The 12,410-nt window shown below is 74.0% G+C and carries 9 protein-coding genes; 5 read left to right on the top strand and 4 right to left on the bottom strand.

Features of this window, described 5'->3' with window-relative positions; all coding sequences use genetic code 11:
* Positions 1-299: 299 nt before the first annotated feature.
* Both OHA65_RS05790 and OHA65_RS05785 read right to left on the bottom strand, forming a co-directional pair.
* A complete protein-coding gene (locus tag OHA65_RS05790; protein WP_371646003.1) occupies positions 300-2,495 on the bottom strand; it encodes a SpoIIE family protein phosphatase in 2,196 nt (731 codons plus the stop codon).
* Positions 2,464-3,873, bottom strand: a complete 1,410-nt coding sequence (locus OHA65_RS05785) for an MFS transporter (RefSeq protein WP_405763374.1) — start codon at positions 3,871-3,873, stop codon at positions 2,464-2,466. Before OHA65_RS05785 ends, OHA65_RS05790 begins: the two co-directional genes overlap by 32 nt.
* Before the next feature lie 320 nt (positions 3,874-4,193).
* Between OHA65_RS05785 and OHA65_RS05780 the strand changes: the two genes are divergently transcribed.
* Both OHA65_RS05780 and OHA65_RS05775 read left to right on the top strand, forming a co-directional pair.
* Entirely contained in the window at positions 4,194-5,126 is a 933-nt protein-coding gene (locus tag OHA65_RS05780) for a LysR family transcriptional regulator (protein ID WP_327282030.1), read from the top strand.
* Positions 5,127-5,232: 106 nt separating this feature from the next.
* Complete coding sequence (locus OHA65_RS05775) at positions 5,233-6,141, top strand: class I SAM-dependent methyltransferase (protein ID WP_327282029.1); 909 nt, start codon at positions 5,233-5,235, stop codon at positions 6,139-6,141.
* A 75-nt stretch (positions 6,142-6,216) separates the two neighbouring features.
* On the opposite strand, the gene OHA65_RS05770 is transcribed toward OHA65_RS05775, so the two are convergent.
* A complete protein-coding gene (locus tag OHA65_RS05770; RefSeq protein ID WP_327282028.1) occupies positions 6,217-7,128 on the bottom strand; it encodes an alpha/beta hydrolase in 912 nt (303 codons plus the stop codon).
* 214 nt (positions 7,129-7,342) lie between these two features.
* Here OHA65_RS05770 and tdh point away from each other — a divergent pair, with 214 nt between their 5' ends.
* From tdh to OHA65_RS05755, 3 genes are all read left to right on the top strand, one after another.
* A complete protein-coding gene (gene tdh, locus OHA65_RS05765) occupies positions 7,343-8,371 on the top strand; it encodes an L-threonine 3-dehydrogenase (RefSeq protein ID WP_327282027.1) in 1,029 nt (342 codons plus the stop codon).
* A 158-nt stretch (positions 8,372-8,529) separates the two neighbouring features.
* Entirely contained in the window at positions 8,530-9,738 is a 1,209-nt protein-coding gene (locus OHA65_RS05760) for a glycine C-acetyltransferase (RefSeq protein ID WP_327282026.1), read from the top strand.
* A 211-nt stretch (positions 9,739-9,949) separates the two neighbouring features.
* Complete coding sequence (locus OHA65_RS05755; RefSeq protein ID WP_327282025.1) at positions 9,950-10,864, top strand: LysR substrate-binding domain-containing protein; 915 nt, start codon at positions 9,950-9,952, stop codon at positions 10,862-10,864.
* A 500-nt stretch (positions 10,865-11,364) separates the two neighbouring features.
* Here the strand turns inward: OHA65_RS05755 and OHA65_RS05750 are convergent, their stop codons facing one another.
* The gene (locus OHA65_RS05750) at positions 11,365-12,375 is read right to left on the bottom strand and encodes an endonuclease/exonuclease/phosphatase family protein (protein WP_327282024.1); all 1,011 of its coding nucleotides are present in this window, start codon (positions 12,373-12,375) and stop codon (positions 11,365-11,367) included.
* Positions 12,376-12,410 lie beyond the last annotated feature (35 nt).

Genomic DNA, 12,410 nt, shown 5'->3' with positions numbered 1-12,410 from the left:
TGAGGTGCGGGAGCGGTATCGCCTCCGAGGCGGTGGTGAGCAGCGTGGTTCAGTGGCTCCCGGGCCGACATGGAAACCCTGCGAGATCCGCAGGTCAATAGCTCTCCTGCTGCGGATTCCATCGTGCTGGCGGGCTGCGGCAGGCCCAAGGCGGCGTTAAGGCCGCGTAAACGCTGCGCAGAGACCAGGTGCGGGAACCGCAGCGGCACGTAGGCAAATTTTCTTCCGCTTTGCCGACATGTGCTCCCAGCGACACCACCTGCCCAAGGGGTGGGCACCCCCGCAAGATCCTCCCGGGCTCAAGCCGCGCCGGTCGCGCTCGCGGCGGGAGCCCCCTTCGTCCGCGAGGCCAGCAGCAGCGCGATGTCGTCCGGCCGGTCCGCGAAGTCCCCCGCCTCGCCGACGAGCCGGTCGGCCAGCTCCGTCAGCGGCGACGGCCGGGCCGCGGCCAGCGCCGCCCGCAGCCGCTCCACCCCCAGGTCGATGTCCTCGCCCGCCTCCTCGACCAGCCCGTCGGTGTAGAGGGCGAACACCGCACCGGGTGCCAGCCGCAGCTCCGTCACCGGGTACGAGGCGTCCGCATCGATGCCGAGCACCATCCCGCCCGGCAGGTCCAGCACCTCGGCCCGCCCGTCCGCGTGCCGCAGCAGCGGCTGGGGGTGCCCGGCCCGCACCGCTCGCGCCCGGCCCGACACCGGGTCGAGCAGCACGTAGCAGCAGCTGGCGAACTGCCCCGGATCCAGATCGATCAGCAGCCGGTTCGTCCCCGCCACCACCTGCTCCGGCGGACTCCCGCCGAGCGTGAAGGCCCGTACCGCGCTGCGCAGCTGTCCCATCGTCGCGGCGGCCGCCACCCCGTGGCCCTGGACGTCCCCGATCACCAGCGCCAGCAGGCCATCGGTCGTCTCGACCACGTCGTACCAGTCCCCGCCGACGTCCATGCCCTGGGTACCGGGCAGGTACCGTCCCACCGTCTGCACGTTTTCGCGCACCGGCAGTCGGTGCGGCAGCAGCGCCGCCTGCAGTCCGCGGGCCAGCGCCGCCTCGGAGTCGTAACGCTGCGCCCGCTCCAGGGCCTGCGCGATCAGCCCGGCCAGCGCGGTCAGCACCGTACGCTCCTCCGGGCTGAACCCGCGCGGCGCGTCGAAGCCGAGGATGCACGAACCCACCGGCCGCCCCGACGCGATCAGCGGCAGGAACGCGCGCGCCCCCACGTGGGCGTCCAGCGGGATCCCCGGATAGGCGGCGGCCAAGTGCTCCATCGACTCGAAGAACATCGGCCGGCCCGTGGTCAGCGTCTCCACGCCCGGCAGCCGGGCGTCGAGTGCCACCCCGTCGAACCGGTCCAAGAAGCCCTGCGGGAAACCCGTCTCCCACGCCAGGTGCAGGTGCCGCTCGTTGAGCAGGTAGATCGCCAGCTGCCGGCCGCCGAACGCGGGCAGCAGCTCCTGGGTGACCACGGCCGACACCTGCCGGGCCGTGACCGCCTCCGTCAGCGCGATCGCCAACGCCACCGGCCGGTACAGCGCCGAAGCCCGGTCGGCCGGCGAATCGAGTCCCGTGCCCGCCCGGACGGCCGACCCGGGCGGGTACACAGGCGGATCGGCCGGGCCGATCGTGACCGTCACCCCGTCAGGGCTCGGGTACAGGGCCACCGTCACCCAGTCCCCGCTCTGCTGCCGGCCGCGCCGCGCCGGGAAGCGCACCGGCTGCGCGGACATGAACACCCTGCGGAAGTGGTCCTCGTACGCGGGCTGCCCCAACCAGGGCACCGCCTCCCACACCACCCGCCCGCGCAGCTCCGGCGCACCCAGCCCCAGCAGAACGGCGGCCGCCCGGTTGACGTAGCGGATCCTGCCGCCGCGGTCCATCGAGAGCAGCGCCAGCGAGAGCCGCTCCACGGCCTCGCGCGCACCCTGCGCGGTGTCCGGCGGCGGTACGCACACCGGATCGCCCGTCCACGTCACCGGGTCCCCGGCCGAGGCGAGCGCGGCGAGGCTCGCGCCCAGCCCGTCCGCGGCGGAGCGCAGCCGCTCGCGGTCGACGGCGTCGACCCTGCCCCCGGGGGTCGCGGGGCGCAGTACGAACAGCACCCCGAACCGGTGCGCCCCGGCCATGACGGGCTCGTACACCGACCCGAAGGGGAACGGCAGCCCGGCCATCATCTGGGGGAAGCGCCGCATGGCGGCGTCCGCGTCGGGCAGGTGCACCGGCTGTCCGGAGCGGTAGGCCTCGGCGACCGGGTAGGGGCGGTTCACGTGCATCCGCCACCACGGGCGGAACAGCCGTCCCGGCAGCCCCGTGAGCACGGCCAGCAACAGCGGACCCTCGGCTCCGGAGCGCAGGTAGACCCCGCCCGCAAACCCGCCGACGGCCTGCACCGCATCGACGGCGGCCCGTGCGAGCTCCCGGGCCGAGGCGTCGCTGGCGGGGCCGCTGCTGTCCGGTCTCGCCGTCACACAGTCAGGATGCGCCCCCGGCGTCGGGAACTGCATCCCGGGAACGGCCGCGTCGCGCGCCGCCGCCGTTCCGGTAGCCCACCACCACTGCGACCGCCGCCACCAGCAGCACCGCGGCCACCGTGGTGAGGGCGACCCCCATCGCGTCCGTGAACGCGCCGATCTGCGCCGGATCCCGCGGATCGCCGTGGAACCGGGAAGCCAGCACCGTGCCGACCACCGCCACCCCCAGCGCGGCGCCGATCTCCCGGGCCGCGGTGTTCAGCCCGGAACCCAGCCCGGCCTGGTGCGCGGGCAGCTCGGCGACGACGGTCAGGGTCAGAGAGGGCGCGCACAGGCCCGTCCCGATCGACAGCACCAGCAGGTAGCAGGCGTACAGCGGGTACGGGGTGCCCGCGTCGACGGTGGCGACCAGCAGCAGCCCGACACCGATCAGGCCCAGCCCGGCGCCGACCGGCAGCCGCGGCCCCGTCCGCTCCGCCAGTCGGGCGCCCAGCTTCGGCACGAGCGCCATGCCGATGGTGAGCGGGACGATCGCCAGGCCCGCCCGGGCCGGCGAGAAGCCCTTCGCGTACTGGAGGTACTGGGCGTTGACGAAGAACAGGGAGAACAGGCCGAAGAAGCCGGCTCCGATGCCCAGTGCTCCGGCGCGCAGCTTGCGCGAAGCGAAGATCCGGGGGTCCAGCAGCGGGCGCGCGGCGCGCAGCGCGTGACCGGTGAACGCGGCGAGCAGCACCGCTCCGGTCCCGAAGGCGGTCAGCACCGCTGCCGAGGCCCAGCCGTACGAGGGCCCCTCGATGATCCCGTAGACGACCGCGAGCAGAGCCCCGGCCAGCAGCACCGCGCCGAGGGGGTCGACGGAGGCGTCGGACCGGGCCGGCGTGCGGGGGACGGTACGGGCGACGGCGAGGGCGAGCAGCACGCCGAGCGGGACGACCGCCCAGAACAGCGCCCGCCAGGTCAGGTACTCCCCGGCCAGGCCGCCCCCGACGTTGCCCGTCAGGCCCCCGAGGCCGGCGGCCAGCGTCCACGTCGCCAGCACCTGGCCGCGGCGCTCGGGTGGGCTCAGGTGGACCAGTACGGACATGGTGGCGGGCATGATCAGGGCCGCACCGGCCCCGCACAGCCCGCGCCCGGCGATGAGCACCGCCGGGGCCCCGGCGAGCGCGCTGACCGCCCCGCCGGCGGCGAACAGCCCGAGCCCGGCCAGCAGGGCGCCCTTGCGGCCGTACCGGTCGCCCAGCGCGCCCGCCGGGATCAGCAGCGCGGCGAAGACGATGACGTACGCGTCGACCGACCACACGAGTTGGCCGGGGCTCGGGTGCAGGGCGGACGCGGCGAGCTGCGGGATCAGCAGGTTGACGGCGGCGACCATGGCCTGCGCGACGAGCACGCAGGCGCACAGCACGAGCAGTACGGGCCGGGTGAGGGCGGCGCGCGCCGGGGCGGCCGGACCTGCGGCCGGACCTGCGGCCGGACCTGCGGATGGTGGCGCGGGCGGCGATGCGGATGGTGACGCGGCGGGTCCGGCGGCGGTTCCTGCCGCGGGTCCTGCGGCAGCAGTTGCGGCGTCCGGCTTGCGGGCATGGCGGAGCACGGCTCCTCCTCGGAGTCGGTGAAGCGGTGGGGTGCGGCGAGGGGCGCGGCCGGCGTCATCGCGGTCGGTGTCATCCCCCGTGCTTCACCGTAGGGTTGGCGTGACCTGCTTTCCAGTGCAAGTTCTGCAAGGGATGAATGCGCGTGACGCAATCCGGGCTGGACCTCAATCTCCTCGTCGCCCTGGACGTCCTCCTGGAGGAGTCGAGCGTGTCCCGCGCGGCCGCCCGCCTGCACCTGTCCGAACCCGCCATGAGCCGCACCCTCGGCCGGATCCGCAAGGCCCTCGGTGATCCCGTACTCGTCCGCGCCGGGCGGAACATGGTCCCGACCCCGCACGCCCTCGCCGTCCACGGCGAGGTCCGGGCCGTCGTGGAACGGGCCCGCGCCCTGTTCCTGACGGGCGGACAGGTCGACCTGACCACCCTCACCCGCACCTTCACCGTCCTCGCCCACGACGCCTTCGCCGCCACCTTCGGGGCCACCCTCTTCTCCCGGGTGGCCGGTGAAGCGCCCGGCGTCCGGCTGCGCTTCCTGTCGGAGAGCCACGTCGACGTCCCGGCCCTGCGCGAAGGCATCGCCGACCTCGAACTCGGCGTCGTGGACAGCCGCACCCCAGAGGTGCGCGTCGAGCACCTCTGCGACGAACGCATGCTGGGCGTCGCCCGCGCCGGCCACCCGCTACTGCGGGGCCGGATCACCCCGAGCCGGTTCGCCGCCGCCGAACACCTCATCGTCTCCCGGCGCGGCCGGCTGGAAGGCCCAGTGGACACCGCCCTCGCCGAACTGGGCCTGACCCGGCGAGTGGTCGGCTGCGTCGGCTCCTACCCCGCCTCCCTGTTCCTCCTGCGCCAGAGCGACCTCGTCGGTCTGATCGCCTCACAGGCCGTGCCGCTCGCCGCCGAACTGGGGCTGGAGGCGTTCGAGGTACCGCTTGACCTGCCGCCGCTGCCCTTCGGCATCGCCTGGCACCCGCGCCACGACGCCGACCCGGCCCATGCCTGGCTGCGCGACTGCGCCCGCGAGCTGCTCCCGGCGGCCGTCGCACACCCCGTACGCCGTACGCACTGACCCGAACGCCTCCCCCGTCCGGGGGACCGGCCGCCGCACGCGGCCCTCGCGACCGCGCTCCGGGGCACGATACGCACGCGTCCCACCCCGCCACGGAAGGCAGAGCATGCGGTTCCAGCACCACACCATCGGCGAGCGCTTCGTGGCGTCGAAGTCCACGGCGGCCTACTCGGCGGCCGACACCCACACCCTGCTCGGCGCCCTCGACGCGCTCGGCGGGGTCCGCGGGCTCGACACCCTCGACCTGGCCTGCGGATACGGCTACAACACGCGGCTGCTGGCCCGCGGCGGCGCCCGGCGGGCCGTCGGCGTGGACACCTCGGAGGAGATGATCCGGCTCGCCCGCGCCCACGGCGTGATCGGCGCGGACGACGTGGCCACCCTGGAAGGCGCGGTGGGCCCCGCCGGCACGCCTGCTCCCGTGGGGGCCGGGGGTTCCGCGGACGGCGGCGAAACCGCGGACGGCGGCGAAACCGCCGACGGCGGCACCGCGGCCGCGGCCGGAGGGGCCGCACCCCGGGACGGCGCACCCGCCCCCGCCGCGTCGATCGAGTACGTGGTCGCCGACGCGGCCAAACTGCCGCAGATGGGCCCCTTCGACCTGGCCACCGCCGTCTACCTGTTCAACTACGCCACCGACCGGTCCGCCCTGCACGCCATGTTCCGCTCGATCCGCGCCAACCTGCGCGACGGCGGCCGCCTGCTGGCCATCGTGCCCAACGCCGGCGCGTTCCCGCAGGTCGACTGGTCGCCGTACGGGGTCCGGATCGTCGACCGCGTCCACGAGGGCGACGCGCCGCTGCTGAAGGCCCAGTTCCTGACCCAGCCCTCGGTCGACTTCGAATTCCGCGAATGGGCGCACGCCGACTTCGCCGAGGCCGCCGTCGAAGCGGGCTTCTCCACGGTCGGCTGGCAGCCGAACCGGACCCCGCCCGCCGACGGCGCCCGCGACGAGGCGTACTGGACCGCCTACCGCGCCTGGCCGATCAGCTCGCTGATGACCTGCACGGCATGACGGCCCACCAGCCGGCCGGGCGCACCGGACGCCCGCCGGCCGAACCCACCGCACGACAGGCGGCCCGGCCCTCCGTCACTCGTCGTCGGCGGCGGACCTGATCAGCTCCACGATCCGGTCCCGGGCCGCCCGCCCCTCGGGCACCGGCAGCAACGGGTACCCGTGCGGCAGCCCCGGCTCCTCGTGGAACTCCACGTCGACCCCGTCCGCACGCGCCCGGCGCAGCAGCTCCCGGCTGTCGGTGGTCAGCACGTCCCGGGTGCCCGTGAACACCGTCATCGGCGCCAGCCCCGAGAAAGCTCCGTGCAGGGGGCTCACCCGAGGGTCGTCCGTGGCCAGCGTGCCCGCGTACAGCCGACCGGCCTCCAGCAGCCCCGGCCGGGCCTGCACCGGGTCGGCAGCCTCGATCGCCGCCTGGTCCGGGTGGCTCATGGTCAGGTCCAGCCAGGGCGATATCAGCACGATCCGCGACGGCTGCGCCCCCGTACGGTCGCGCAGCCGCTGGGCGGCGGCCAGCGCCAACCCGGCGCCCGCCGCGTCCCCGATGAGCACGGTGCCGCCCGCTCCGCCGCTCGCGATCAACCCGCTGAGCAGGTCCGCGGCCACCGGAACCGTCCGGTCGGCCGTCCCGCGCGGGGCAAGTATGTACGCCGGTACGACGACCCGGGCCGCCGCCTCCGTGACCAGGGTACGGATCATCGACCAGTGCGGTCGCTCCAGCTCGTTGATGTACCCGCCGCCGTGCACGTACAGGACCTGCGCCGCGGGCTCGATCCCGCGCGGCGAGGCGTCGTACACCGGCCAGGCACCGACGAAGGTGCGGGAGACCTCGGCGACCCGGCCCAGTGAGCGCGGCGGCAGGTGCGACGCCGGCCGGCGCGCCGACTCGGCCACCCGTGCGCGTACCGCCTCGGCACTCGCGAACCGTCTTCGCCGTCCCGCCGCGATCAGCGCGACCGACAACGCCCTGCTGCGCAGACTCGGCACGCCCCCACCTCCCCATTCCCTGCCCCGGCCGCGGGCCCCTGCCCAGGCCACAGCCCTTCACGTGAGGAGCATAGGCGTGAAGCTGGGCTGTCGACCCGCTTAAGAAATCCTCGATGGACTGATCACCTCCGCGCTCGGCAGATTGGTCCCTGTCGATACGTCGCACCCGTCCCCGTGGTCGCAACGTTCCCTCCGCATGCCTGGAGCCACCCCCATGAAGGCACTCGTCAAGCACAAGGCCGAGCCCGGGCTGTGGCTCATGGACGTCCCCGAGCCCGAGTACGGCCCCGGCGACGTGCTGATCAAGGTGCTGCGCACCGGGATCTGCGGCACGGACCTGCACATCCGCTCCTGGGACGGCTGGGCGCAGGGCGCGGTCAAGACCCCGCTCGTGCTCGGCCACGAGTTCGTGGGCGAAGTCGCCGCGCTCGGCGCTGACGTCCGCGACATCGAGATCGGCGCACTCGTTAGCGGCGAGGGGCACCTGGTGTGCGGCAAGTGCCGCAACTGCCTGGCCGGACGCCGCCACCTGTGCCGCAGCACGGTCGGCCTCGGCGTCGGGCGCGACGGCGCCTTCGCCGAGTACGTCGTCCTGCCCGCGCAGAACGTGTGGGTGCACCGGACCGCCGTCGACCTGGACGTGGCGGCGATCTTCGACCCGTTCGGCAACGCCGTCCACACCGCCCTGTCGTTCCCGCTGGTCGGCGAGGACGTGTTGATCACCGGCGCCGGCCCGATCGGGATCATGGCTGCGGCCGTGGCCCGGCACGCCGGTGCGCGCAACGTCGTCATCACCGACGTCAGCCCCGAGCGCCTGGAGATCGCCCGCAAGGCCGGCGCCACCCTCGCCCTCGACGTCTCCAAGGCGACGATCGCCGACGCCCAGGCGCAGCTGGGCCTGCGCGAGGGCTTCGACATCGGCCTGGAGATGTCCGGCCGCGGCGAGGCGATGCGCGACATGATCGACAACATGACGCACGGCGGCCGGATCGCCATGCTGGGCCTGCCCGCCCAAGAGTTCGCGGTGGACTGGGCGAAGGTCGTCACCTCGATGATCACGATCAAGGGCATCTACGGCCGCGAGATGTTCGAGACCTGGTACGCGATGACCGTGCTGCTGGAGGGCGGGCTCGACCTCAGCCCCGTCATCACGGGCCGCTACTCGCACCGGGACTTCGACGCCGCGTTCGACGAGGCCGCCACCGCCCGCAGCGGCAAGATCATCCTGGACTGGACGGCGTAACCCGCCGCTCCACGCCCCTCCCGCCGACGCCGGCAGACACCGGCCGACGCCCGCAGACCATTTCCCTCCGGCCGGGCCCCGCCCACCCTCCCCCTCCGCGGGGCCCGGCCCCCTCCTTCCTCTGCCACCGCGCACCAGGAGAAAGCGAGCACCGCACCATGTTCGAGACCGTCCGCGAGGACCTGCGCACCACCCTCGACGAGATCCGCGCCGCGGGCCTGCACAAGCCCGAGCGCGTCATCGGCACCCCGCAGAACGCGGCCGTCGCGGTGACCGCCGGCGGCGCCCCCGGTGAGGTCCTCAACTTCTGCGCCAACAACTACCTGGGCCTGGCCGACCACCCCGAGGTCGTCGCCGCCGCCAAGGACGCGCTCGACCGCTGGGGCTACGGCATGGCCTCGGTCCGCTTCATCTGCGGTACTCAGGAGGTGCACAAGGAGCTGGAGGCACGCCTGTCCTCCTTCCTCGGCCAGGAGGACACGATCCTCTACTCCTCCTGCTTCGACGCCAATGGCGGCGTCTTCGAAACCCTGCTCGGCGCCGAGGACGCGGTGATCTCCGACGCCCTCAACCACGCCTCGATCATCGACGGCATCCGCCTGTCCAAGGCCCGCCGCTTCCGGTACGCCAACCGCGACATGGCCGAACTCGAAGCCCGCCTGAAGGAAGCCACCGAGGGCGGCGCCCGCCGGAAGCTGATCGTCACCGACGGCGTGTTCTCCATGGACGGCTACGTCGCCCCGCTCGCCGAGATCTGCGACCTGGCCGAGCGCTACGACGCCATGGTCATGGTCGACGACTCGCACGCCGTCGGCTTCGTCGGCCCCGGCGGCCGCGGCACGCCGGAACTGCACGGCGTCATGGACCGCATCGACATCATCACCGGCACCCTCGGCAAGGCCCTCGGCGGCGCCTCCGGCGGCTACGTCGCGGCCCGCACCGAGATCGTCGAGCTGCTGCGCCAGCGCTCGCGCCCCTACCTCTTCTCCAACTCCCTCGCCCCGGTCATCGCCGCGGCCTCCCTGAAGGTCCTGGACCTGCTGGAGTCGGCGGGCGACCTGCGCGAGCGGCTCGCCGCCAACACCGCGCTCTTCCGCACGAAGATGACCGAGGCCGGCTTCGAGATCCTCCCGGGCGACCACGCCATCGCCCCGGTGATGATCGGCGACGCGGCCGAGGCCGCCAAGATGGCCGAGCTGCTCCTGGAACGCGGCGTGTACGTGATCGGCTTCTCCTACCCGGTGGTCCCGATGGGCGCGGCCCGCATCCGGGTCCAGCTCTCGGCGGCCCACTCCACGGCGGACGTGGAACGTGCGGTGGCGGCCTTCATCGACGCACGGACGGCCCTGAAGGCCTCGGAGGCCTGAGGAGTCCGGGCGGCGGCGCCCCGGGCGGCGTCCGGCCTTGCCGGCCGTGCCGGTGGACGGCCTCACGGCCACGCCTGATCGGCCCGGTCGGCCGAGTGGACTCGGGCCTGGCGGACCGTCCGGGCCCGACCGGGCCGCCCGGCCGGAGCCGACCGGGCGGCGGACCGGTCCGGGCGGTTGGGCGGGCTGCTCCACCTGCGAGAATGGTGGTGTGATCGACCCCCGCCGGCTGCGCATCTTGCGGGCCGTGGCGGACCACCGTACGGTGACCGCCGCGGCCGCAGCCCTGTACCTCACCCCGTCCGCCGTCTCCCAGCAGCTCGCGGCGCTGGAACAGGAGACCGGGCACGCGCTCCTGACCCGCAGCGGCCGCGGCGTACGGCTCACCGCGGCCGGCGAGATCCTGCTCGGGCACGCCCACGAGGTCCTCGCCCAACTGGAGCGCGCCGAAGCCGAGCTCGCGGCCTACGCGGGAGGCGCGGCGGGCGAGGTCACCGTGGCCGCCTTCGCGACCGGCATTGCCGAGGTCCTCGCCCCCGCGATCGCCCGCCTGGCCCGTGACCATCCGGGCATCCGCCTGCGCGTCCGGGACGCCGAAGGCGACCAGAGCCTACCGCTGCTGCTCGACGGCGAAGCAGATCTCGCGCTGGCGGTCGAGTACCGCGGTGCCCCGGGCGCCGACGACGGCCGCCTGTCGGTGCTCCCGCTGTACGCGGAGCCCTTCGACGCGGTGCTCCCCTCCGGACACCCCCTCGCCGACCTCCCCGAAGTCCCGCTGGCGGACCTCTCCGATGCCGACTGGGTGGGGCAGTACCCCGGGAACCCGTGCCATGACGTGACCCTGCTCGCCTGCGAACTGGCGGGCTTCCAGCCCCGGTTCGTGCACTCCTCGGACGACTTCCGCGCGGTGACGGCACTGGTGGGGGCGGGGGCGGGGGTGGCCCTGGTCCCGCGCTCGGCGCTCCGGGGCATGGACCTCAAGGAGGTCCAGGTCCGCCCGGTATCGGGGTCGGCGCCCACCCGACGGGTCTTCGCGGCAACCCGCCGCGGCGCGGAATCCCACCCCCTCATCGCCCCGATCCTGGCCGCTCTGGCGGAGGAAGCGGGAAGACTGCCGACGCACTGAAGCTCTCTGCGGGGGTGGCGGGGGGCGGGGGCCCGGTGCTCGGGGTCGGAGGGGGCGGCCGGGGTGCCGGGGCGGGGCCCGGGCCGGGCGGTGTCGGTGAGGTCGACCGGGGTGCCGGGGGCGGGGTTCGAGTCGAGCGGGGTCGGTGGAGTGTCCGGGGGCGTCCCGTCAGTCCACTGCCGGGCAGGGCTTCCTGTCAGCCACCCTTCCCGTCCCGGAATCACCGAGCAGGCCCGGTGACGGGGCCCGGGGCGGCCCCCGCCCCCATTAGGGTTGGCAAAGAGCCCTTCCGGGACCCGGGCCGGTCCGAGCCGCACTCGGCAGCGGTCGGGTGCGCATGCCGGTAGCTGTGGGCCGGCGGACGCCCCGGATCGCTACGCGCTTCTCCCGGTTCGGCGTCCGACGGCCGTCCGGGGCCGGGCACAAGCCGCCCATGGCCGGCACAGCCCCCCCCGAGTGGGCGACAGCAGCAGGCTCCAGCTCCGGCGCGTGGGCGGCTTTTAGTACCGGTAGGACGCCGCCACCGCGCGATGATCGCTGCCGTCGGCGGGCAGCACCCAGGAGTCGGTCGCGGTCAGCCGACCCTTGCTGAGGATGTGGTCGATCCGCACTGCCGGGAAGGCCGTCGGCCAGGTGAAGCCGAATCCGGAACCGGCGGCCTCGTGGGCGGACGTCATCTGCTCGGTGATCGGGGCGAAGGCGCGGTCCGCCAGACTGCCGTTCAGATCACCCATCAGCAGCACCCGTTCCAGCGGCTCGGCCCTGAGCGCCGCGCTCGTCGCGGCGATGCTGTTGTCCCGGAACTCCGCGCCGAACCCCTTCCCGAAGGTGACCCGGACCGAGTCCAGATGCCCGACGTAGACCGCGATCTCTCCCTTCGGGGTGGCCACCACCGACCGGAACACCGTCGCGGTGTCCTCGCCGGCCGGACCCTTCGCCAAGGCCCCGGCGGTGGCCGGGTACTTCGACCAGAGCCCGTCGGCGCTGATGCCGGCCACATGGTACGGGTACGCGGCGGCCAGGCCCCGCTCGTACTCGGGCTGCAACCGCGGTTCCAGCTCCTCCAGTGCAATGAGGTCGGCGCCGGAGCCGATCAGCATCTTCACCGTGCCCGCTACATCGGTGTTGGCAGCGGCCACGTTGTGCGTGACGACCGTGAGCTCTCCCTTGCCGGTGCTCCGGTCGCCGAGCGTTCCGCCGAACATGGCCAGCCAGACGACAGCGGGTACCAGCAGCGCGACCAGCGCGGTGGCCGAGCGCCGCAGCAGCGCGGGCACCAGCAGGACCGGGACGACCAGGCCGCACCATGGCAAGAAGGTCTCCAGCAGCCCGGCCAGGTTGCCGGGGTTGGGCAGCAGGCCGTGCAGCGCGAGGGGGACTGCCGCGAGCACCGCCAGCCCCGCGATGATCCGGCCACGCCGCCAGGCCCCCTCCTGCCACGACTTCCGTCGTATCGGCGCCGACGCCGACTCCCGGACCGTCATCTGCCCCGCTTCGCTGGTTTGCACCATCAGTCCATCCCTAAGCCGGTTGGCACGCTTACGGG

Source organism: Streptomyces sp. NBC_00045, from assembly GCF_045041095.1.
In the GTDB taxonomy this organism is placed as follows: Bacteria; Actinomycetota; Actinomycetes; order Streptomycetales; family Streptomycetaceae; genus Streptomyces.
Note: the sequence above shows the minus strand (reverse complement) of the source record. Positions and strands in the feature narration are given on the sequence as shown.